The sequence below is a fragment of the Blautia massiliensis (ex Durand et al. 2017) genome (assembly GCF_051861785.1).
GTDB lineage: Bacteria > Bacillota > Clostridia > Lachnospirales > Lachnospiraceae > Blautia_A > Blautia_A luti_A.
The window spans coordinates 3,755,592-3,777,798 of the sequence record NZ_CP146725.1 but is presented as its reverse complement, the minus strand read 5'-3'; the positions used below and the strand labels follow the sequence as shown (position 1 = coordinate 3,777,798).

20 protein-coding genes are annotated in these 22,207 nt (G+C 47.1%); 1 reads left to right on the top strand and 19 read right to left on the bottom strand.

Annotation, left to right across the window (positions count from 1 at the left end):
- Window positions 1-42: 42 nt before the first annotated feature.
- The 12 genes from yqeB to V9W66_RS17770 form a co-directional block, all read right to left on the bottom strand.
- Complete coding sequence (gene yqeB, locus V9W66_RS17825) at window positions 43-906, bottom strand: selenium-dependent molybdenum cofactor biosynthesis protein YqeB (protein ID WP_330575465.1); 864 nt, start codon at window positions 904-906, stop codon at window positions 43-45.
- A complete protein-coding gene (locus tag V9W66_RS17820; RefSeq protein WP_144096085.1) occupies window positions 878-1,693 on the bottom strand; it encodes a DUF975 family protein in 816 nt (271 codons plus the stop codon). Before V9W66_RS17820 ends, yqeB begins: the two co-directional genes overlap by 29 nt.
- Window positions 1,694-1,696: 3 nt before the next feature.
- Entirely contained in the window at window positions 1,697-2,296 is a 600-nt protein-coding gene (locus V9W66_RS17815) for a histidine phosphatase family protein (protein ID WP_144096083.1), read from the bottom strand.
- Window positions 2,289-2,669: a bifunctional adenosylcobinamide kinase/adenosylcobinamide-phosphate guanylyltransferase gene (locus tag V9W66_RS17810; RefSeq protein WP_144096081.1), complete on the bottom strand. Its 381-nt coding sequence runs from the start codon at window positions 2,667-2,669 to the stop codon at window positions 2,289-2,291. The genes V9W66_RS17815 and V9W66_RS17810 overlap by 8 nt, the downstream gene beginning before the upstream one ends.
- A 27-nt stretch (window positions 2,670-2,696) precedes the next feature.
- Window positions 2,697-3,473 carry an adenosylcobinamide-GDP ribazoletransferase gene (gene cobS / locus V9W66_RS17805; protein ID WP_144096079.1) on the bottom strand — a complete coding sequence of 259 codons (777 nt, stop codon included), beginning with the start codon at window positions 3,471-3,473 and terminating at the stop codon, window positions 2,697-2,699.
- Window positions 3,470-3,997, bottom strand: coding sequence for a bifunctional adenosylcobinamide kinase/adenosylcobinamide-phosphate guanylyltransferase (locus tag V9W66_RS17800; RefSeq protein ID WP_144096077.1), 528 nt, complete (start codon window positions 3,995-3,997; stop codon window positions 3,470-3,472). Before V9W66_RS17800 ends, cobS begins: the two co-directional genes overlap by 4 nt.
- Before the next feature lies 1 nt (window position 3,998).
- Window positions 3,999-5,051, bottom strand: a complete 1,053-nt coding sequence (gene cobT / locus V9W66_RS17795; RefSeq protein ID WP_144096132.1) for a nicotinate-nucleotide--dimethylbenzimidazole phosphoribosyltransferase — start codon at window positions 5,049-5,051, stop codon at window positions 3,999-4,001.
- Window positions 5,051-5,479 carry a GtrA family protein gene (locus V9W66_RS17790; RefSeq protein WP_144096075.1) on the bottom strand — a complete coding sequence of 143 codons (429 nt, stop codon included), beginning with the start codon at window positions 5,477-5,479 and terminating at the stop codon, window positions 5,051-5,053. The genes cobT and V9W66_RS17790 overlap by 1 nt, the downstream gene beginning before the upstream one ends.
- Complete coding sequence (locus V9W66_RS17785; RefSeq protein WP_144096073.1) at window positions 5,460-6,407, bottom strand: glycosyltransferase family 2 protein; 948 nt, start codon at window positions 6,405-6,407, stop codon at window positions 5,460-5,462. Before V9W66_RS17785 ends, V9W66_RS17790 begins: the two co-directional genes overlap by 20 nt.
- On the bottom strand, window positions 6,404-9,178 hold the full coding sequence (locus tag V9W66_RS17780; RefSeq protein ID WP_144096071.1) for a YfhO family protein: 2,775 nt from the start codon (window positions 9,176-9,178) through the stop codon (window positions 6,404-6,406). The genes V9W66_RS17785 and V9W66_RS17780 overlap by 4 nt, the downstream gene beginning before the upstream one ends.
- 113 nt (window positions 9,179-9,291) lie before the next feature.
- A complete protein-coding gene (gene nifJ / locus V9W66_RS17775; RefSeq protein WP_144096069.1) occupies window positions 9,292-12,837 on the bottom strand; it encodes a pyruvate:ferredoxin (flavodoxin) oxidoreductase in 3,546 nt (1,181 codons plus the stop codon).
- A 244-nt stretch (window positions 12,838-13,081) separates the two neighbouring features.
- Complete coding sequence (locus V9W66_RS17770) at window positions 13,082-13,495, bottom strand: RrF2 family transcriptional regulator (RefSeq protein ID WP_015524747.1); 414 nt, start codon at window positions 13,493-13,495, stop codon at window positions 13,082-13,084.
- A 341-nt stretch (window positions 13,496-13,836) separates the two neighbouring features.
- Between V9W66_RS17770 and V9W66_RS17765 the strand changes: the two genes are divergently transcribed.
- Complete coding sequence (locus tag V9W66_RS17765) at window positions 13,837-15,477, top strand: ABC-F family ATP-binding cassette domain-containing protein (protein ID WP_144096065.1); 1,641 nt, start codon at window positions 13,837-13,839, stop codon at window positions 15,475-15,477.
- Between the two features lie 85 nt (window positions 15,478-15,562).
- On the opposite strand, the gene ybaK is transcribed toward V9W66_RS17765, so the two are convergent.
- The 7 genes from ybaK to V9W66_RS17730 all read right to left on the bottom strand — a co-directional run bounded on the left by ybaK (window position 15,563) and on the right by V9W66_RS17730 (window position 22,200).
- Window positions 15,563-16,042: a Cys-tRNA(Pro) deacylase gene (gene ybaK / locus V9W66_RS17760; protein WP_144096063.1), complete on the bottom strand. Its 480-nt coding sequence runs from the start codon at window positions 16,040-16,042 to the stop codon at window positions 15,563-15,565.
- A gap of 23 nt (window positions 16,043-16,065) precedes the next feature.
- Entirely contained in the window at window positions 16,066-17,331 is a 1,266-nt protein-coding gene (locus tag V9W66_RS17755) for a DUF4203 domain-containing protein (protein WP_243121847.1), read from the bottom strand.
- A gap of 49 nt (window positions 17,332-17,380) precedes the next feature.
- The gene (locus V9W66_RS17750; protein ID WP_243121846.1) at window positions 17,381-18,589 is read right to left on the bottom strand and encodes a transglutaminase domain-containing protein; all 1,209 of its coding nucleotides are present in this window, start codon (window positions 18,587-18,589) and stop codon (window positions 17,381-17,383) included.
- Between the two features lie 85 nt (window positions 18,590-18,674).
- Entirely contained in the window at window positions 18,675-20,624 is a 1,950-nt protein-coding gene (locus V9W66_RS17745) for an NlpC/P60 family protein (protein ID WP_144096061.1), read from the bottom strand.
- A 262-nt stretch (window positions 20,625-20,886) separates the two neighbouring features.
- Window positions 20,887-21,483, bottom strand: coding sequence for a zinc dependent phospholipase C family protein (locus V9W66_RS17740; RefSeq protein ID WP_022426477.1), 597 nt, complete (start codon window positions 21,481-21,483; stop codon window positions 20,887-20,889).
- A gap of 160 nt (window positions 21,484-21,643) precedes the next feature.
- On the bottom strand, window positions 21,644-21,835 hold the full coding sequence (locus tag V9W66_RS17735) for a hypothetical protein (protein ID WP_186290126.1): 192 nt from the start codon (window positions 21,833-21,835) through the stop codon (window positions 21,644-21,646).
- Between the two features lie 104 nt (window positions 21,836-21,939).
- Complete coding sequence (locus V9W66_RS17730; protein ID WP_144096059.1) at window positions 21,940-22,200, bottom strand: IS110 family transposase; 261 nt, start codon at window positions 22,198-22,200, stop codon at window positions 21,940-21,942.
- Between the last annotated feature and the right edge of the window lie 7 nt (window positions 22,201-22,207).

The following is a 22,207-nucleotide window of genomic DNA, read 5'->3' as shown; positions in this document are numbered from 1 at the left end:
TTATCTTCTAACTTCTTTCAGGGACACCAGGCTCTGTATCGGTCACAGATTCTTATTCCTCACAGCTTTCTCTGTTCCCGGAAGCACTCTGCAGGAAAGCAGCACCTCCAGTACTCCCCCTGCGATACACCTCGCCTTGTCTGAGATCGTAAAACAGTTTTTCTTCTGTTCTGCCCTTGGGTCGATGTCCGCGATCTTCATTCCCTCAAAAACAGGGTAGCCGTCCCGTATCAGTCCCCGGATCACGCCGGAAATGGTAGCCTTCACCGGCGTATCACCTACCATGGCGATCACCTGGTCTTTTTCAACAAGATCTGCGATCTGACAGATGTTTTTCATGTTACCGGCTGCCGGTGAATGGATCACACGTTCCTTTCCGATCCCTGCGATCAGTCCCGGCACTCCGGTATTCGGCAGGGCACTGCCTTTTTTTATGATCCTTCCCAGGTTATGGCCGCGCATGGTCTCGATCACGTAATCCACATCCTCCCCTGCGGTAAAGCCCGGTCCAAGTCCCACAGTCAGTGGTGCCACATCCCTGCTGATCCCAAGATTCTTTTTTGCAAGGATGGCATCGATCACTGCCTCCGGCTCCAGTTCGCGGATATGTTTTCCATGGGTATCTGTCAGAAGGGGGATCTCTCCCTGTGCCCAGCATTTCCTGCACTGGGTCCGGATATCGTTCTCCGTGATCCTCCTGCACACAACGCCTTCTACCTCTGCAGTTCCGTCATAAACAGCTTCACAGAAGGCCACATGACGGCGAATGGCACTTGGACGGTCACATTCCAGGATCAGGACCTGATAGCCACTCTGATGAAGCTTGTGGACCACTCCTGTGGCCAGATCTCCGCCACCTCTCACAAGGATCATTTTATCAGTAAATGCCGCTGTTTTCATCTTCATACACCTGCGGTCCGTTTCCCGGCATTCCTGCCGCAAGAGTATCATAAAGCTCCGCATAGGTTGCATCCTTATACGGGGATACATAAAAGAGTCCCGCGATCCCGGCCGTAATTGCCGAAAGGACAGACCAGGGAATAAAGGAAAGATCCAGGATAAAGGTATCCATCTTCTGTCCGTTCATCATCTCACGGCTTTTTGCAAATACTTCCTTTGTGCTCATATCCGGATATTCCGCAAGAAGATAAGGAATCATCTTATATTCGTAGGATTTTACCACTCCGGGAATAATAAAAAGCAGCGTCCACAATACAAGATACAGGTCCCGTAAAAACATGGTTTTTACGATATTACCGTAATTCCCGGAACGAAATACACTGAGGAGCTTTCCGGGCCCGGGTACAGAATAAAGGTTCTCAATGTAAAAATCTCTTCCGCCTACCTCCAAAACATTTCCCACAAAGAAATGAAAAAGGATTCCGATCAGAGCCACAGCTACCACGGCACTGGCACTCAGAAGTGCAAAAAGCACTGCCAGTGGGGAGCGAAATACATGGCTGACATAAGAAGTAACACCATTGATATCCGTACCCAAACGATACGTTGTAACACCGTAGTCCGGACTTACCACATTTCCGGCACTGCCTGTGGCCGCACCGCTTCCGCCGGTTGCCATCACAATAGCCAGCACCAGACTTACCAGTACTGCTGACCAGTAATTTTTTTTGAATGCCTGTTTTCCGCGCCATTTCAAGTCGCTGCGTTTCCAGCTGATCTTCTGCTCATTCATAACTTAACCCTCCATATATACTTCACGGACACAGAGTTCTCCCCGTCCCTTCTGCCACAGCGCAGGCTCCAGCTCTGCCAGATAACCGCCGCCGTTTTTTACATGCCATTCATAAAAAGCCCTGGGTCTGTCCGCATATTCTTCCATAATGTTCATGATCGTTCCGCCATGTATCACAAGAGCCGCTGTCTTTATGTTGTTACGGATACACTGTGTGACAGCCTTCTGAAATCCTGTAAGGCTCCGGTGCCTAAAAGCTTCTCGACTTTCTCCTCCCGGAAAAGGAAGCGTTCCATTGCTGTCAATCCACCTCTGATAATCCTGATTTCCGGAAAGCTCTTTATAATTTTTATTCTCAAACTCTCCAAAATCACACTCGGAAAGCTCTTCGATAATATGAAAGCTTTTTCCCGGAAAAAGGATCCCCGCAGTTTCCACACAGCGGCAGAGCGGACTTACATAAAGGGCCTCCGGCATGGGATAGGTCAGCTTTTCCAGAAATTCCTTTCCCTCCGTGCTCAGCGGTTCATCCGTTGTTCCGATATAACGCTGAAGCTTATTTCCGGGTGTCTGTCCGTGTCGTATCAGATATAATCTAATCATCCTTCAGCACCGTCCCGATCCCGCATACCACTCTTGTGACCCTGCTGCTTTTTGCAGCCAGTGCAGTGCACACCCGGCCAACCGCTTCTCGGTACTGCCGTTCAAAAGCATCCGCCGGAACGATCCCGTAGCCTACCTCCTCACTGACAAGGATCACATCCGGATCCTGCTGTGCCAGCTTTTCTGCCAGGCCGGTGAGATCTTCTCCTGCCTTCAGAGCTTGTCTTATGTATTCCTGAAATCCCAGAACACCCGCTGCTTTCAGAAGCTCCGCTTCTGTGATCTCTCCTCCGAATTTCCAGTCCACATCCGGGAACTGTGCTTTTGCATAGGCAGCTTTTCCCTGATATGCGCCTCCGATTATCATTTCCATATCTTTTTTACCTCATCCAAATCTTCATTACAGATTAAACGTGCCACCAAGAGCAAGCACCAGTGCCATCACAACCTCGCAGATGCAAAGGAAAAATCCGGAAAGATCACCTGTGGTCCCTCCAAAATATTTCAAAGCCATATGGTGATACCACCAGAATACCAGAAGTGCACTGACAGCTGCCAGAACACCCAGGACCGGATCTACCCATATCATCAGCGCTGCAAGGATCACAAACATCGTGATAAGAACATTTCGCACTGCGATCTCTGACGCATTTCTGGAAAATTCTGCCACAGTCCCGTCTGTCCTTGCCTTGGGAAATGTGATCACACCGATCCCGGAAAGACATCTGGACATCATAAAGCCCAGGCTCATGATACAGATCCCGTTATAATTTCCAAGGAGCTGATCCCAGGCTCCCAGCCAGAGGATAAAATATACACAGGCTGTGATAATGGCAAATGCACCTGCATGGGAATCCTTCAGGATCTCCAGCCTCCTTGTGCGTTCCTGCCAGGAGCTTAATGCATCCGATGTGTCCAGAAGCCCGTCTACATGAATGCCGCCGGTAACAAATACCGGGATCACAGTAAGGATCACAGCGAGAAAAAATGGTTCCAGAGCTGCATGCACTCCGAGGATCCCTCCTGCAAGCCAGGTCAGGATACCGATGACAGTACCCACAAAGGGGAAAAAGCACATCATATATTTTATGTTTTCCTTCTTCCAGTCCACCATGGGCATAGGAATCTTTGAAAACATTGCAAAGGCTGCCTTAAAACTGTTCCATAAGCTTTTCATGCTTCCTTTCCTCCTTTATGCCATACAGGGATCCCGTATACGACTTCCACAACCTCTTCTGCCATCTCTGCCAGCTTCTGGTTGATCTGTCCCAGCTCTTTTTTGTACTGTTCTGATTCTTCCTCGTAGAGGATCCCGTCTGAAAAGATCTCGTTGGTGACGATCACCACATGCTTTGCCTGGGAAAGAAGATTTTTCACGCCTTCTGTGATCTTTTCTGCCACCTCCGGGTGGAAGCCGCCTTCCCGGAACATCTCATTTGCAACCAGATTGGACATGCACTCCAGAAGGACCACGCAGTCCTTCGGGATGAGCAGCTCATCCAGCTCTGTATATCTTTCTATTGTCTCGAAGCCTTTTCCTGCACGCATGTGCCGGTGTCTGCGGATGCGCCTGTGGCTTTCTTCGTCAAAAGCCTGCATGGTGGCGATATAGATCCTTCTGGCTTCGCCAAGGGAAAGTACGGTTTCTTCCGCAAAAGCAGATTTTCCGCTTCCGCTGCCTCCTGTTACAACAGCCAGCATATTATTTCAGCTCCTCGTACTGTTCTACATTGATATCACCAAAGGTACTCATGGAATTATATACTGCACAGGACAGATCCATCATCGGAAACAGTGCCACAGCTCCGGTTCCCTCGCCCAGGCACATGCCTGCGTGGATGATCGCTTCCTTGCCAAGCTCCTTCAGGATCAGCTGTGCTGCAGGCTCTTTGGATACATGAGACGCAAGGATATGATCACTTACCTGCGGGCAGATCTTTACTGCGATCAGTGCAGATACGCAGGAAATAAATCCGTCCATGACAACCGGCATTCCAAGTGCTGCTCCTCCAATGAATACTCCTGCCATTCCTGCAATATCCAGTCCACCTACCTTTGCCAGGACGTCAATGGCATCTGAACGATCCGGATTATTCAGGGCGATCGCCTTTTTGATCGCATTGATCTTCCGGACAAGCCCTTCACTGGTCAATCCGGCACCACGTCCGGTCATATCTTCCACCGGTTTTCCGAGAAGCACAGCTGCTACAGCACTGCTGGTGGTAGTATTTCCGATGCCCATCTCGCCGGTTGCAAGAACCTGATAGCCTTTTTCCTTCAGCTCCTCTGCCATGGCAATTCCGGCTTCGATGCCACGGATCGCCTGATCTCTTGTCATTGCCGGCTCTCTGGTCATATTTCTGGTCCCATAGGCAACCTTAAGATCTGTACGGACCTTTGTATCTGTGACCATTCCCACATCTACAGGAAAAAGCTCTGCTCCACACTGACGGCACATCACACAGCAGGTAGTAGTCCCTTCCAGAAAATTCTCAGCCACAACAGCCGTCACTTCCTGCCCGGTCTGGGTCACCCCCTCTTCTACAACTCCGTTATCCGCGCACATGGCAACCACTGCTTTTTTTTCCACACGTACCTCCGGTGTACCTGTGATACCGGCGATCTGTGTCAGCATATTCTCCAGCTCTCCCAGAGAATGCAGGGGCTTTGCAATACTGTCCCATCTCTTTCTCGCCCCCTCCATGGCCTTTTCATCCAGGGGGCGGACTTTCTTCACTGCCTCATCCAAAGTCATCATTTGCTACCTCCAATCCTTTTACCTGTGGTAAAAATAATAAATTTACTAAAGATATAATTCAACGCCAGCACGATAAATTGTGTGCAGAATTTTGCAGACATATCCCGGAATCCCAGGATCTCCGCCAGAAGCCATACGCCACCTGCCTCAATGACCATGGTCACCAGACGGGCACTTATAAATTTCAGAAAGGGCCGTATATGATCCCTCCATGTTTCACAGCGGTCATGAAATACAAATCTGGAATTCACAACATAGGCAAACAGGATCGCCAGGATGATCGATATGATGTTGGCACTCATCAGCGGGATTCCCATTGCCCTCATGATATAAAAGCTTAACAGATTTACGAGAGTCGTACAACCACCCCAGAAAATATAACGGATCACATCATTTTCATAGAATTTAAGGATCCACTTTTTCATTGGTATCTCCTCCTCGTATGATCTTTGATACGATATATCTTGGACGACGTTTTACTTCCTCATAGATCCTGGCGATATAATATCCGATGATCCCAAGGCTCATCATCACAGCACTTCCGATAAAGAGCATCACGATCAGAAGTGTGGTATAGCCTTCCACCGCATGCCCGGAAAAATACCGGACCAGAGAATAGACCAGAAGGAGCAGAGAGCACCCAAAGCAGCCCACGGCACCGGCTGTTACAAACTGCAGCGGAAGTGTTGTAAATGCCACGATATTCCGAAACGCATATCTGATCAGCGTTCCTGCAGACCATTTGGATTCTCCGGCCTCACGCTCCTGCACCTCAAAAGGTACGGAGATGCTTTTGAAGCCTATCCAGGATGATGCCGCCCGGAAAAACATGCTGCGCTCAGGCATGGCGAGAACACTCTCCACCGCTTTCCTGTCCAGCAGCTTGAAGTCGGAAGCATTTTCCATATCAAAGCCGGTGGCACGGGACATGATCCGATAGAAAAATCCGGCACTTTTTCTGTGAAAAAGAGTTTCTTTTCCCCGGTTTTTCTTGATGCCCTCCACAACCTCGTAGCCCTGTTCCCAGAGCCGGTACATTTCCAAAAGGATTTCCGGCGGATGCTGCAGGTCACAGTCCATCACAGCCACCGCATCTCCGCATGCCTGTGCAAGGCCGGCCACGATTGCTGCTTCTTTCCCGAAATTTCTGGAAAAATGCACACCTGTCACATTTTTATCTTCCCTGGATACTTTTTCTATGGCTGCCCAGGTCCCGTCAGAGGAACCGTCATCTACCAGGACCAGTTCATAACGGATCCCGGCCTGCCCCAGGAGCTCTCTGAGAGTCCGGCAGGTTTTCTCCACCATCGGTTCCTCGTTACAGGCAGGCAAAACTACCGATAATCGGCTCATTTCTCCTGTTTTCCCCTTTCTTTTTGTTTTCCCTGGTGCCGGTAAGATATCACGATCCCGGCAAACAGGATAAGGCCGATTACTGTCAGTATCATTCCTGGCACGATGTATGGCGTACAGTATCTGAGCGTGATCGTATGCCTGCCTTTTTTTAGTTCCAGTCCCATATACATACTGTTTGCCTGCACAAGTTCTGTTTTTTCTCCGTCCACATAGGCGGTAAAACCTGCGCTGTAGGGAATGGAAAATACCAGGATCTTATCGGAAGTGGTCGTGATGTTTCCACGAATGCAATTGGTCTCCGTTTTGATATTCTGAAGGCTTTCTTTTCCAAGCTCCTCTGTCTGTTCTTCAACAGAAGCCATGGGCTGACATACCACATACAGATCATCAAAGGTATATTCTCCCGGCATGGAGAATGTCAGTGTCATAGTTCCTGCAGAATAGTTTTTATATCCCATATTCAGAAGAAAATTATGTCTTCCGCTGTAGCCGTTGTATTTATCTGTAAAGATTCGGATAGTCTTGTCCACGGAGCTCAGCGAAACATCCACTGCGGATTCCTTGCTTTCTTTCCAGTAGCGCCAGTTATTGTCTTCATAGCGCACGGTATTCTTCTTATATTCTGTCATGGAATCCCATTTTTTATCACTGACCGCTGCACGTGGAGAATAGGCATCGAAATCCAGATTTTTTGCCACAAGATAGACCTCAGCCTCAGGCTCTCCCTGATATCTGATCTGTACCGTTGCTCCTTCTTTGGTCACAATGATCTTTCCGTCTTTGATCTTACAGCCTTTTCCTGCTTCCAGTGTAAAATCTGCTTTCCTATCATCAAAGGTGAGGTCTGTCTCAGGAAGACTGCTGTCCTCCAGAACTGCCCCCTGCAGAAGTGCCTGCTGCTTTTCGGTCACAGAAAGCTTTTCATACTTTTCTCTGGAGATCCAGGAATCGTAGGTATAACCAAGAGGAAGGGAATCCTCGTCTTCGTAGATCCTGTATTTTTTTGTGACTGCCGCTTCGCTGTCATAGCCGTATGGCAGAAACCCATATCCACTTTTTTTGATGGCAAAATATTTTACCGAGGCAAGACGGTCCAGGATACTCCGTCCGTCCAGGCTGCTGTAATGATAATCCCAGGGGGTATTCAGATACATTTCATCAAAGAAACGGCTGATATTTCCATTTGCCACACTGAAATAATAGGAAGTACTGTTGGTTCCCATATACATGGCCGTATTCGCATAGGAGCCCGTTTTGTACTGATCATATCTGGTAACCGCTGAATCGTCCATTGACAGGATCGCTTTGTCCGGTCCGGACTGAAGCTTCTCCAATGCCTGATTCTTTTCCTCGAATTCTGGCAGATAATTCTTTTCGTAAGAATACTGGTACGAAACATTCAGAAGGATACTTGTCACAAGCACGGCGACGATCATTCCACAGAGATATTTTCCCTGTGTAAATATGTTTCCGTAGGAAACCACGGTAAACACAGCCAGGACCAGCATCATCAGAGCCATAATATTGCGTTCCGTGCGGGCGGATTCTGAAAACAGTGCCAACCCGCAATATACCAGCAGCATTACAAATATCCGTCGTTTTTCCCTGATGCCCAGCGTAAACAGTTCCGGATATGCCTGTACCAGGATATATGCGATCAGCATTCCATATGCCCAGATCCATCGGTTGGACACGTATGAAAATCCATTCAGTACATGGCCTGCAAATGGGATCAGCAAGAACAGGTTCAGAAGCACAAAGCCCAGCTTCAGACCCGTATATTTTTTCTTTCTGGAAAAGATCACAAACACACCTGCCATTGCGACTGCGGAATATCCAGCAACTCCCCACTGGATCATATTTTCGCCGATCAGGCAGCCGAGATATTTTTCGTAGTAAATGCGGTCATATAACAGCGGAACATAATTCTGTGCCTGGAAGCGCTCTGTTCCAAACAGCGTCATGACCACAGGTAAAAAGATCAGTGCAGCGATCATAAGTGCGACCAGATAAAAGCCTGCAAATTTCAGGAACCACTGAAATACATCTTTTACTGAACGTTTCCGGAATATTCCAAAATACCGGAAAGCCGCATACAGCACCATAAAGATACTGATCATATAAAAGAAATAAAAATTAGACATTGCCGCTACAGCCGTCGCACAGATAAAAAGGTGTGGCTTTTCTTTTTTGTAAATCTTTTCAATTCCCATAAGGACCAGCGGCAGATAGATCATGGGATTGGAAAAATATGGATGCTTCATGGACGCATAAATGGTCCATCCTGCAAAAATATAAACAAGGCTTCCAAGAAATGTGGCCTGTTTGGGATTCCTGCGGTAAAAGCAGTAAATGCTGAATGTGATACCCGCCAGATAAATGCGGAGAAAGATCAGAAGCTCATATAAGATCTCTGTGTCTTTTTCCGGTACAAAAACGGACAGTAAGGTCAGCGGATCACCGATCACATAATAATGAAGTGTTGTAAGGATATCGGAACCGTATCCGATATGCATATCCCACATAGGAAGGGAAAGCTTATGCTCCGTCACCAGTGTCTGCAGAACATTCCGCAGATATTTTCCGTAATAAGCCAGTGCATTGATGTGCTGCGGAACACCGTCATGACTCCAGATCAGGGATTTTCCATTAAAACAGAAACAACTGTAAATAAACAGCGAGATCGCTGCAAAAACAATCGTATACAGAATATAAAAATCTGCTTTTTCCTCTTTCCGGGATTTCTCCTTCGAAAAAAATCTCTTCATGTATGTCTCTCCTGTATATGAAAAAAGGCCTGCGGTGCGCTAAACACCGCAGGCCTGTCACCTAATGCTTAATCAGCAAGCACACTGTATAAACAGTAACTATTGATCAATAATTAGTCTTCTTTCTTATCTGCTCCATAAAGAGTGATAAGTTTCTGCAGATACTCATATCTAGCCTGAGCCTCAGACTCGTTCTTAGCAAACAGTCTTGCAGCTTTCTCAGGATTCTGACGCTGCAGAGAATTGTAACGAACCTCACCGTTCAGGAAGTCCATATAGTTCTCCATATCCGGTGTCTTGGAATCAAGACTGAACTTGTTCTCAGCAGCCGGGTTGAATCTGAAGTTGTGCCAGTATCCGCACTTAACTGCCAGCTCTTCCTCTGTCTGAGCTTTGCTCATACCTTTCTTGATACCATGGTTGATACATGGAGCGTAAGCGATGATCAGGGATGGTCCCGGATATGCCTCTGCCTCTGCGATTGCTTTTACAGTCTGGTTGAAGTCAGCACCCATGGAAATCTGTGCTACATATACATAGCCATAGCTCATTGCGATAGATGCCATATCTTTCTTCTTAGTCTCTTTTCCGCCTGCTGCGAACTGAGCGATCGCACCTGTCGGTGTAGATTTGGAAGACTGTCCGCCTGTGTTGGAGTAAACCTCTGTATCGAATACCATAACGTTGATGTCACGTCCGCTTGCAAGAACGTGGTCAACACCACCGAATCCGATATCGTAAGCCCATCCGTCACCACCGAAGATCCACTGGGATTTCTTGGAGAGGAAGTCTTTCTGTGCAAGGATCTCGTTAGCCTTGTCACATCCGCAAGCCTCAAGAGCTGCAACGAGTTTCTCTGTAGCTGCACCATTTGTTGCGCCTACAGCATAAGTATCCAGCCATTCCTGACCAGCTGCCTTAACATCCTCGTTTGTTCCGTTAGCTACAAGGTCTTCGATCTTCTCTTTCAGACCGCCACGGATCGCACGCTGTGCAAGAAGCATACCATAACCGAACTCTGCGTTATCCTCGAACAGAGAGTTTGACCATGCAGGTCCCTGTCCCTTAGCGTTTGTTGTGTATGGTGTAGATGGTGAAGAGTTACCCCAGATAGAGGAACATCCTGTAGCATTTGCAATGTACATTCTGTCACCAAAGAGCTGTGTGATCAGCTTAGCGTATGGTGTCTCACCACAACCTGCACAAGCGCCGGAGAACTCAAGGAGCGGCTGTTTGAACTGGCTGCCTTTTACAGTTGTCTCTTTATATTTAGCGATAACGTCTTCCTTCTGAGGAAGTGTTACACCGTAATCGAAGAATTTCTGTTCTTCTGTGTTAGCTTCAAGCGGAGCCATCTCAAGAGCTTTGTTGCCTTTCTTTCCTGGGCAGACATTTGCGCAGGAACCACATCCTGTACAGTCAAGAGCGGATACAGTCATTGTGAATGTATAGTCTTTCATTCCTGTAAGAGGAAGTGTCTTGATTCCCTCTGGAGCGTTAGCTGTCTCATCTGCTGTCATAGCAACCGGACGGATTGCAGCATGCGGGCAGACATATGCACAGCGGTTACACTGAATACAGTTGTCCGGAGCCCATACAGGAACGTTAACTGCGATACCACGTTTCTCATATGCAGCTGTTCCGGATGGTGTTGTACCATCTACATAATCCCTGAATGCAGATACCGGGAGGCTGTTACCTTCCTGAGCGTTGATCTTGCACTGGATGTTGTTTACGAAGTTCTGAGCTTCCTGAGCACCGTGGGATGCGTGAGACATGAAGAGTCCCTCGTCCTCAGCGTTCTTCCAGCTCTCCGGAACCTGAACCTCTACGACCTGTTTAGCACCGGCATCGATAGCTGCCCAGTTCTTCTTGACAACGTCATCACCTTTACGTCCGTAAGTAGCTTTAGCAGCAGCCTTCATAAGCTCGATAGCCTGCTCCTCAGGAATGATTCCTGTAAGCTTGAAGAATGCGGACTGAAGGATCGTGTTGATACGTGTTGGTCCCATGCCGGTCTCAATACCGATCTTAACACCGTCGATGGTGTAGAATTTGATATTGTGGTTAGCGATGAAAGCTTTAACCTGTCCCGGAAGATGTTTCTCAAGTCCTTCCATATCCCAGGCACAGTTCAGAAGGAATGTACCTCCGTCAACAAGCTCCTGTACCATGTTGTATTTGTTAACATAGGACGGATTATGACATGCAACGAAGTTTGCCTTGTGGATCAGGTATGTGGATTTGATCGGTTTCTTACCGAAACGAAGGTGAGACATTGTAACACCGCCGGACTTCTTGGAGTCATAGTCGAAGTAAGCCTGAGCGTACATGTCTGTGTTGTCACCGATGATCTTGATGGAGTTCTTGTTAGCACCTACAGTACCATCAGCTCCAAGTCCCCAGAACTTGCAGTTTGTTGTTCCCTCTGGTGTTGTAACAAGTGGTGCACCTGTCTCAAGAGAAAGGTTTGTAACATCATCCACGATACCGATGGTGAATTTCTCTTTTTCTGTGTTCTCGTATACTGCTACGATCTGTGCAGGTGTTGTATCTTTGGAACCAAGTCCGTAACGTCCTGTAAAGATCTTAACATCACTGAACTTGCTGTCACGAAGAGCTGCAACAACATCAAGATACAGAGGCTCGCCAAGTGCTCCTGGCTCTTTTGTTCTGTCAAGAACGGAGATCTGCTTAACTGTATCCGGAAGTGCATCGATAAGAGCCTGCGCGCAGAATGGTCTGTAAAGACGAACTTTAACAACACCAACCTTCTTGCCTGCTGCCATAAGGTAATCGATGGTCTCCTCGATGGTATCGTTTACGGAACCCATAGCTACGATAACATGCTCAGCATCCTCAGCTCCGTAGTAGTTGAACAGCTTGTAATCTGTTCCGAGCTTCTCGTTAACTTTGTCCATGTACTCCTGAACAACTGCCGGAAGAGCGTCATAATATGGATTACATGCCTCTCTTGCCTGGAAGAAGATATCCGGGTTCTGAGCAGAACCTCTCTGACATGGATGATTCGGATTCAGAGCACGGTTACGGAACTCTGCGATCGCATCCATATCTGCCATATCCTTCAGATCTTCGTAATCCCATGTCTCGATCTTCTGGATCTCATGAGATGTACGGAATCCGTCGAAGAAGTTGATAAACGGAACTTTTCCTTTGATCGCTGCAAGATGAGCAACCGGTGTAAGGTCCATAACCTCCTGTACAGAAGACTCACAAAGCATTGCACATCCGGTCTGACGACAGGCCATAACGTCGGAATGATCTCCGAAGATACAAAGTGCGTGAGAAGCAAGTGCACGGGCAGATACGTTGATAACTCCCGGAAGCTGCTCACCGGCGATCTTGTAAAGGTTCGGGATCATAAGCAGAAGACCCTGGGAAGCTGTATAGGTTGTAGTCAGGGCACCTGCTGCCAGAGAACCGTGAACGGCACCTGCTGCACCTGCCTCAGACTGCATCTCTGTAACCTGTACTTCCTGTCCAAAGATGTTCTTTCTTCCCTGAGTTGCCCACTCGTCTGTAGCCTCAGCCATTACAGATGAAGGGGTAATCGGGTAAATAGCAGCTACATCAGAAAAAGCGTATGATGCATGAGCGGCTGCATGGTTACCATCCATGGTTTTCATCTTTCTTGCCATTGTTTTTTCCTCCTTAAAGGTTTGTTAAAAAATATATTATTTAGGCTTATGAAGGCCTAAAATTCCATTGGTTATTATATCATAGATTCCCAGTTATGTCCATTTTCTTTCATTGTTTTTTGTATATTATCCTGTACAAACGCCGTTATCTTTTTCACAAATAAAAAAGAGCTGTTCGGAATTTTCCCTCTCCAAACTGCTCTCCTTATCATCTCATACGCTTATCCCAACTCACATCCGGGAATCACTTCTCCTCTTTTCCGAAAAGATCCTTCATGGATTTCCGACGGAGCATTGTCCACAGCTGATCCTGGATCTCCTGAAGCTCATCATGTGCATGGCAGGGAACTCCGTCCTGTCCGTTCCTTGGACACTGATATGTGCCGTTCAGGCACTCAATGATGGACATATCCGGATCGATCGCACTGTATATCTCATATAATGACAGTTCTTCCGGATCTCTCTTCAGCGCGTAACCGCCATGAACTCCGCGGTATCCTTCCACGAGCCCTGCATTCTGAAGCTTCTTCAGTATCTTGTATGCAAAGGGTGCTGTGATCGATTCCCTCTCACAGATCTCGCTGACGCTCAAACGCGGCTCCCACATCAATGCGCGGATAACCCGCATCGCATAATCGCTTTCTCTGGTGATAAACATTTTTAACCTCTCTTCTGTTCAACTAAGCTGCTGATTTATGATAGTTTCCGCATTCCATCCGATCTGCCACGTTCCTGGGTGTTTCTGATGTGCCAGAGAGCCGGATATCCATATCCCCGGAATACTTCATTACCACATACGACAGTATAACCTATTTTTTTATATAATAAAAGGTTATTATTTTCCTGTGATTCATAGGAATCCCCTGTTTTTCCTTTATTTAGCCGAAAAAAGGAAAATACAGCTTGCAAATTTTTCAGTTTACGGTACAATAGGAAACGATTGTAATGCTTTCGTATGTAATTGAAACGATATTTATTTAATGAAAAAAGAGGTATGATATGATTTCAGCAAATAACATCACACTGCGCGTTGGAAAAAAAGCGCTGTTTGAAGACGTTAACATCAAATTTACAGAGGGTAACTGTTATGGATTGATCGGCGCCAACGGCGCAGGAAAATCTACATTCCTCAAAATCCTTTCCGGTCAGCTTGAGCCTACCAAGGGCGACATTGTGATCACCCCCGGTCAGAGACTTTCTTTCCTGCAGCAGGATCACTTCAAATATGACGCTTATCCGGTTCTGGATACTGTCATCATGGGTAATGAAAGACTCTATCAGATCATGAAAGAGAAAGAAGCCATTTACGCAAAGGAAGATTTCACAGACGAAGATGGCATCCGTGCCAGCGAGCTTGAGGGTGAGTTTGCAGAAATGAACGGATGGGAAGCAGAGTCCGATGCTGCTACTCTTCTCAACGGTCTCGGAGTCGATACCGAGTTCCACTATACACAGATGGCAGACCTTACCGGTAGTATGAAGGTCAAGGTTCTTCTTGCACAGGCTCTTTTCGGAAATCCTGATATCCTTCTTCTTGATGAGCCGACCAACCACCTGGATCTTCCTGCCATCGAATGGCTGGAGGAGTTCCTGATCAATTTTGACAATACGGTTATCGTAGTATCCCATGACCGTTATTTCCTGAACAAGGTCTGCACACATACTGCTGATATCGATTATGGCAAGATCCAGCTTTATGCCGGAAACTACGACTTCTGGTTTGAATCCAGCCAGCTTCTGATCAAGCAGATGAAAGAGGCCAACAAAAAGAAAGAGGAGAAGATCAAAGAGCTCCAGGAGTTCATCTCCCGTTTCAGCGCCAATGCTTCCAAATCCAAGCAGGCGACTTCCAGAAAGCGTGCCCTGGAAAAGATCCAGCTGGATGACATGCGTCCTTCCAGCCGTAAATATCCATACATCGACTTCCGCCCGAACCGTGAGATCGGAAACGAGGTCCTCATGGTGGAAAATCTGTCCAAGACCATTGATGGAGTAAAGGTTCTGGACAACCTTTCCTTCACGCTTGGTCGTGAAGATAAGGTTGCCTTTGTGGGTGCCAACGAGCAGGCCATCACAACCTTCTTCAAGATCCTTACAGGTGAAATGGAGCCGGATGAAGGAAATTACAAATGGGGCGTTACCACTTCCCAGGCATATTTCCCGAAGGATAACACACAGGAATTCGATAACGACCTTACTATCACCGACTGGCTGACACAGTACTCCGAGATCAAGGACGCAACCTACGTCCGTGGATTCCTTGGCCGTATGCTTTTCCCTGGTGAGGATGGTGTAAAACATGTCCGTGTTCTTTCCGGTGGTGAAAAGGTTCGCTGTCTTCTTTCCAAGATGATGATCTCAGGTGCCAATATCCTGATCCTGGATGAGCCAACCAACCATCTGGATATGGAGTCTATCACAGCACTGAACAACGGACTGATCAAATTCCCGGGAGTGATCCTTTTCACCTCACACGATCACCAGTTTGTACAGACAACTGCAAACCGCATCATGGAGATCCTTCCTAACGGCAAGCTGGTAGACAAGATCACCACTTACGACGAGTATCTTGCCAGCGACGAAATGGCCAAGAAGCGTCACGTATTCCAGGTTAACGAAGAGGACGCACAGGATAACTAAATCCCATGCTTCTGTAACAAAAAATCTCCCCTGCTTCCGCCTTTACAGGCAGTCAGGGGAGTTTTTTTATCTGTTTTATATACGCTTACTCCATGGTGATCGGAGCAAGCTTGCCCTGTGTTACATCCAGAAGATCTTTAAGCGGTACCTTCAGGGTAAGACCTACTCTTCCACCGCTTACATAGATCTCATCAAAGTTTTTGGCAGACTGGTCAAACACCACCGGATAATTTTTTTTCATTCCAAGAGGGCTGCAGCCTCCGCGGATATAGCCCGTGATCTTTGTAAGATCCTTTACATGGATCATATCTACTGTTTTTTCGCCTACAGACTTTGCGGCTGCCTTACGGTCCACCTCTTTCTCGATCGGAACTACAAACACATAGTAGCCGCCGCTTTTCCCTTCCATGACCAGGGTCTTAAAGGACTGATCATGAGGGGCTCCTGTGATGTCTGCACAGTGGATCCCATCTATGAACTCTCCACAGTCATATGCGATCGCTTCATATTTTACTTTTTTTCGATCCAGCATTCTCATCGCGTTTGTTTTGGCTTCTTTTCCCATTTCTGTCACTCCTCGGATTTTTCTCAGTTGTCTTTCCACTCATCAAGCTCATCCAGATCCTCATCATTCATCAGATCCGGATCATCCCTGTAATTTCCATATTCTTCCTGCTCATCAAAATCCGCCATATTTTCAATATCCATCCGGCGTCTTTTCTGCTGCAGTTTTTCAAGATCTTCATAGTCGTCCCTGTTTTTTGGCTCATCAAAGCGATCATATTCTTCATAGCCTTCATGATCCTCCGGATCTGCATAGCGGGATCTGCTTCCCGTTCCTGCATTCCTTCGTTCTCTGGTGCTGCTCTGGCTGTGTCTGCGGCCTCTTCTGTCATCCGAAGCATAACTTCTGCCGGAGGTTCTGTTGCTGCCGGAGGTTCCGGAAGTGCTTCTTCTTTCAGTGGAACTGCTTTTGCTGTTTCTTTCGCTTCCGGATCTTTTTCGGCTGTCTGCATAATTTCTTTCTCTTCTGTCAGAGTTGCGTTCTTCTCTGTCAGATGCTCTGCGGGAATGTTTTTCCACCCGGCTTTCCCGTTCATCGTCTGCCCGGTTTTCGTATGTATATCTGCGATCGTCCCTGTTACGGTCAGAGGTGTATCCACGGTCGTTTCCTCTACGGTCCCTTCCTGCCGGCTTCCTGGTCTTCTCCGGCAGAGCTCCATCATCGTCATCCTCTTCTTCGTCATCTTCCTCATCGTATCGATCTTTGTTGATGGCGAACTGGATCAGCATACCAAGGAGCGCAATTCCCGCTGCCATGCCGACGCCATATGGAAACTGCGCCAGCCCTGCGATCTTTGCAATGGAAAGCCCTGCCAGTACACCACCCAGCACACTGGTTCCGACAATGATCACGCCTTTTGCATAACGCATGGCAAGCACTCCCAGTCCCACGCCGATAAGGATGCACAGAAAAAAGGAAAAAGAGCTGGTCGGATGGACCAGATAGATACTCAGTGTTATTCCGATACCAAATCCCAGCACAAAGATTCCTGCCCTGTAGATCAGAAACGAAACAACAGCCAGTACGATCCCAAGTCCCGCCATAGCACCTGCGATCACCATTTTATCCTGAACACCGGACATATAGGTTACACCAAAGCCGGCGCCCGCTCCGATGATAAATCCAAAGATCATCATCCAGAGCCGGAGGATACGGTATCCCAGGATACAGTTCAAAAGTCCGAAGACACAGAGAACTCCGTATACGATCACCATAAGCTGGCCGATCTGTTCTATCCCTCCTGTTCTCTGCAGTATGTCAAATCCTCTTGACAACATATCCATATCCATAACTTACTCCTCTCTTTCCAAAACCTTCGAAAATCTTCCCGAAGATGTTTCAGAAAATAAAATATATGGTATAAAAATTATCCATCACTCCATAATGATACTCCACCTGACCAAGTCCGTGAAGCTTCATATAATACTGTGCCACATTCTGTACCACGCCATCATCCAGCAGCTCCTGACAGGCTTCAGAAAAAGCTTCCTGACTGCCAAACTTGAAACGCACTACAGCCACACCATTATCCAGTCTCATCTTACAATAATCATATATGTCCTGCCAGCTGTAATCTTCAAAGTACCCCTGGTTCAGCACATAAAAATCCAGATCCTTCGCAGTACATGCCGGAACGGTCAGTTCTTCCGATGGTGAATAGGTTTTTTCATATTCTTCCGGGAAAGGGCAGAGATAATCGTAAAGGATCGTCTTATGTTCTTCCAGCTGTACGGCATCTCCATTGAGGAAATCCGGCTGATCCCCGTTGGTGGCATCTACATAATAATACTCCTGGCCTATTTTTACAATATCCCATGCATGACCCTCTGTACTTCCCTTTGTGCTTCCGTCCACATAAATACAGGGAATATCCAGCCTTTCCAGAAGATACTGGACAGCTCCTGCATATCCGGCGCAGACTGCGGATTTTTTCCAGAAAACGCCTGCTATGCTCTGATCATCCTCCCCGGTCTGATACTGGGTATGGTCAATAACATACGTATAAACAATGCGTACCTTCTCGTAGTCACCGGCATCCTCCGGAATCAGGGCTCTGACCTCCTGAAAGCTCTGCTCCATCGCCGTCTGTATCTCATCGATCTCGCCGTCTGTATAAGTATAGCCCGGAGTAAAAACGCAGTAATCACTGTCTGAATACGTAGTTTTGTAGATTTTTTCACGATTGTGGGCCCAGAATATCTCCGGGTGGTCTTTCAATACTGCATGATAGCTTCTGTCAATACTGTCATCATCAGAGATTGTCAGATAAAACTCCTTTTCCCGGGCACGGATTCCTTTCAGCAGCTCCCGATATACTCTCTGCTCTTCTTCCGTAAGCTGTTTGAAATAATATTCCTGATGCCCTTCTTCGCTCTGGGCAACCTCCATCTGACGCAGTTCCTCTACTTCCTTTGGTTCGCCTGAAATAATGCTCTTTGCTATGGAGCGGATCTGATCCAGTGCCCCTGCCGAAGCGCTAAAGGGCTGAAGGATCACTGCGGCTGTAAGCACTGCGGCTGCCATGGGGCAGAAATTTCTTTTTTTCATAATCTCATGTCCTCTGTCTGAAGCAGCGATTGTAAGAAAGGGCAGCCTCCCGTGGGAGACTGCCCTTATCTTCAATCGCTGTCCCTTAGTTTTCCATTTCCAGTGTTTCTACATCATTATCAAATGTATCCACTGCATCGTCCATGGTCTCCTGATCCAGAGTCAGCGTCTCAACTTCATCTTCTTCCTCATCCTCCTGCAAAGCCGTATTCTTAAAATCTGCAAGAAGGTCACTGGAAACAGTATCCCCGGATGCCAGTGCATCCTTCAGTGCATCAGATCTAACCACATCCGTGAGGAGCTTTTCTGCACTCTCCTCTGTCAGAACATCATTCTCTGTAGCTGTGGTCTCATTTTCCTCCGCCGTTGTATCCTGATAGAAGGATGGCTTTCTGATATAACGGAAGCTTGCACTGTATGCCTCACCAACCGTTACACCATTCTTGCTTGAGGAACAATGTACTGCGATCCAGTCGCCGGAATCCGTCTTTCCGCACAGGATACCAACGTGGTTGTTGCTTCCTGCTTCCGGTCCTCTCTGGAATACCAGATCTCCTGGCTGTGCATCTGCTTCGCTGACAACACCGGCCTTCTCCCACTGGTCAGAGGTTCCGTCTCCAACTGCTGCCTGCATTCCCTGATCCTTATATCCATTGATCACTGCCCAGGTAACAAAGCCGCTGCAGTCCAGACCATATGCACGGAGCGTACCGGAGCTTCTGCTGCCGTCTGCAGATACCTTCTCAACGGAGCCCCAGCTTGGATCTTCTCCGATCACCGTAGATTTACCGCCCCAGAAATATCCGACCTTGCCAACCAGTGAATACGCTGCGGTGATAACATCTACACGATCCTCAGAAACATTGTCTCCCACGCTTTCGCGGACAAAGCCTTTGGATGCGGTAACTACCGCACAGAGAAGCTTACAGTCTGTTTCCACATATTTCTTAAGGACGCTTCTGTCTTCCTTTGCAATATTGTTCTTCTTGATGTAGTAGTTGATCTTGCGATTTCCGTAGGATATCTTGGTAATATCCTGCTTGTCCCTGACGATAGGGTTCATCTCCGCAAAAATCCTTGCCAGATCATCCTTGCAGGATGCATCCAATGTAAATGACGTTGCTCCTGCTTTGCTCTTTTCGTAAATATAAACAGCAAGGATATCCTGCCAGTTTCTTACCAGAAGTGTATTCTCCGTATCGGTAAGCTTGTTCTTCTCTTTATATTCTCTTTCGATCTCTTCCATTACAGAAGCAAAATCATCGGAGAAGGACAGATGATAATTGCTCTTAAGACTATCCAGATAAAAATCCTTGCCCGCATGGAGATTGGATACCATATTTGTCACATAAACAGGATCTCCGATCTGTGTTGCTGTGGCGTTATTTCCATCTGTGATCTCTGTATTCTTGTTATCTTCCTTGCTGTTATCACTGTTGTTCTTGTCGGCAGCTGCAAGCTTGGCTTCTGCCTCAGTCAGGATCTTATAATTCGTAACCTTGGCCTTTTCTGTATTAGACAGTGCCTCATAAGCTGCACGTACGCTATCTATCTCCGCTTTATCTGCTGCTGTGATCGTTCTGCCTGCCAGTGCTTTGATCTTCCGGATCACCGCCTGTACCTTTGCAGAGTCATCCCTGTCCGGTGTTTCCGTCGGTGCCGGTGTTGCGGTTGGTGCAGGTGTCGCTGTCGGCGCAGGAGTTGCTGTTGGCTCCGGTGTCGCTGTCGGTGCCGGTGTTGCGGTTGGCTCCGGTGTTTCCGTCGGTGCAGGTATCGGTGTATCCGTTGGTTCCGGCGCTGTAGTTGGTTCCGGGTCAGGTGCAGCAGTTATTTCCGGTTCCGGCGCAGCTGTCGGCACCGGATCTGCCGGAGCTTCCGGTTCCGGTTCACTTACCTCGCTCCCGTCTCCTAAAACACCTTCCTCAGCAACAACATTATCTGCTTCCTCGGCGGCTTTTACTCCGGTTGGAACTGCCAGTACCATAGCTGATAACATCGTGATGCAAAAAAACTTATTCAGGTACTTGTTCTTCATATTTATTAAGATGCTCCCTTCTTTCCTTGAACATCCCTTTACTTCCCCTATAATAAAGGTCTGCCTTAAACCGTTTGATAACTTAAAGTTTAATTCAATTCATTTTAGCATACGAAAATCGTGAAATCAACCATTCTGGTAGGATATCTCCTTTAATTCATCTATTTTTCACTTTTTATTCACATTTTTGTAAGATTTTTTAGAGTTTACCATAACGTAAAAAAGCCACAGTGCTCTCACACACTGCGGCTTTTATATACTGTCAGACAGTCACTGCCGGCTGTCCGCCCATATGAAACTGTTTTCTGACACAGAGCTGAAAAATCCCCTGTACAACCTGATAGCACACCCGAAGGATAAAACGGATGTCATCGGCAATGCATCGTGGGCTTTCCAGATAATATGCATGACGCTCACGGATATATTCCACAAGTTCCTCAAAGCTTTCAAACTGCTTCGCTTCTTCCAGCTGGCTGTCTGCTGCGCCGCTGAGGATGCATTCTCTCAGGCGGTTTTTCAGCTCAGCTTCATAAGAATTATGTGCTGCAAGATTTCCTTTGTATGTTTTGTTATGAGGAAAAGTAAAATAATCAGCCATATAATGCATGACCTCACCGAATCTTCTCCAGTATACTCTGGCATTCTCTTCCTCCGGGTTCTTCTCGACAAGCGCCCTCATCTTATTCTGGAGGTGATCGAATGTTCCGAAAAACTCATGTCTGGTGGTGAGAAACGATGGTTTCAGATCCGGCATGATATTGCCCAGGCAAAACGCTTTTCTGTGCTGCTGGAGACTGTACACCTCAGACATCTGGTCAGCCAGGTATCTGCCTAACAGTATATGTGATTTTTTACGCAATTTTTTCCCTCTTCCTTCTTTCCTGATCCAGATCCTGACCGGTCAACAGTAATTTGGTTCCGCCCGGTCCTCTTCTGGGATCCATAAATCATCCGTTTACCGGAACCAACTTTACTATAGCACTGTTTTTTCAAATAATCAAATAAAGATTATGTGAATTTTAATCCAGATCAAAAAGCCGCCGCTGCTTCAGATCAATAGATGCCCAGACGTTACTTGTCTTCGGTTCTCCGTAAAGATAAACCGTGCTGGAACCAAGCAGCATATATAATTCACTTTTTGTTCCAATCCCTCCGTCAAGTCCAACACTGTTGTGCGCAATATCTTTTGGCAATGGTGCTTTTTCAAGCACTGCCAGGCCGCTTATTGCATCAAATCGTGTGTATAATCCCAGATATTCCGGGAAATGTATTGCAAGCCATCTCTGGATCCTGTTTGCAGATATGTTGTGCTGCTTTATGATTCTGTCACGGCTGTATATACCAGGTCTCTTATCAGAACTGCAGTCTTTTTATTCTCAGTCTTAAGTGTCTCTGCCCAAAGGTTGAAAGAATTGAACCCTTCCAGATCGTTATGAAAAGAAAAAATACGTTTTGTAAGTTCGCGTCCTCTGTTATCAAAAGCTCCTGCATAATGTATCTGGCTTCCGATATCAACTCCGACAACCATTGTTGAATCTGTTACTTGCTCAATCTTTTCATTCTGTGTATAATTCATTTGGAAC

Bases quoted from the DNA above. Each gene is read 5' to 3' on its own strand.
- yqeB (WP_330575465.1), bottom strand. From the start codon at position 906: ATGAAGATGAAAACAGCGGCATTTACTGATAAAATGATCCTTGTGAGA.
- V9W66_RS17820 (WP_144096085.1), bottom strand. From the start codon at position 1,693: ATGAATGAGCAGAAGATCAGCTGGAAACGCAGCGACTTGAAATGGCGC.
- V9W66_RS17815 (WP_144096083.1), bottom strand. From the start codon at position 2,296: ATGATTAGATTATATCTGATACGACACGGACAGACACCCGGAAATAAG.
- V9W66_RS17810 (WP_144096081.1), bottom strand. From the start codon at position 2,669: ATGGAAATGATAATCGGAGGCGCATATCAGGGAAAAGCTGCCTATGCA.
- cobS (WP_144096079.1), bottom strand. From the start codon at position 3,473: ATGAAAAGCTTATGGAACAGTTTTAAGGCAGCCTTTGCAATGTTTTCA.
- V9W66_RS17800 (WP_144096077.1), bottom strand. From the start codon at position 3,997: ATGCTGGCTGTTGTAACAGGAGGCAGCGGAAGCGGAAAATCTGCTTTT.
- cobT (WP_144096132.1), bottom strand. From the start codon at position 5,051: ATGACTTTGGATGAGGCAGTGAAGAAAGTCCGCCCCCTGGATGAAAAG.
- V9W66_RS17790 (WP_144096075.1), bottom strand. From the start codon at position 5,479: ATGAAAAAGTGGATCCTTAAATTCTATGAAAATGATGTGATCCGTTAT.
- V9W66_RS17785 (WP_144096073.1), bottom strand. From the start codon at position 6,407: ATGAGCCGATTATCGGTAGTTTTGCCTGCCTGTAACGAGGAACCGATG.
- V9W66_RS17780 (WP_144096071.1), bottom strand. From the start codon at position 9,178: ATGAAGAGATTTTTTTCGAAGGAGAAATCCCGGAAAGAGGAAAAAGCA.
- nifJ (WP_144096069.1), bottom strand. From the start codon at position 12,837: ATGGCAAGAAAGATGAAAACCATGGATGGTAACCATGCAGCCGCTCAT.
- V9W66_RS17770 (WP_015524747.1), bottom strand. From the start codon at position 13,495: ATGTTTATCACCAGAGAAAGCGATTATGCGATGCGGGTTATCCGCGCA.
- V9W66_RS17765 (WP_144096065.1), top strand. From the start codon at position 13,837: ATGATTTCAGCAAATAACATCACACTGCGCGTTGGAAAAAAAGCGCTG.
- ybaK (WP_144096063.1), bottom strand. From the start codon at position 16,042: ATGGGAAAAGAAGCCAAAACAAACGCGATGAGAATGCTGGATCGAAAA.
- V9W66_RS17755 (WP_243121847.1), bottom strand. From the start codon at position 17,331: ATGGATATGGATATGTTGTCAAGAGGATTTGACATACTGCAGAGAACA.
- V9W66_RS17750 (WP_243121846.1), bottom strand. From the start codon at position 18,589: ATGAAAAAAAGAAATTTCTGCCCCATGGCAGCCGCAGTGCTTACAGCC.
- V9W66_RS17745 (WP_144096061.1), bottom strand. From the start codon at position 20,624: ATGAAGAACAAGTACCTGAATAAGTTTTTTTGCATCACGATGTTATCA.
- V9W66_RS17730 (WP_144096059.1), bottom strand. From the start codon at position 22,200: ATGAATTATACACAGAATGAAAAGATTGAGCAAGTAACAGATTCAACA.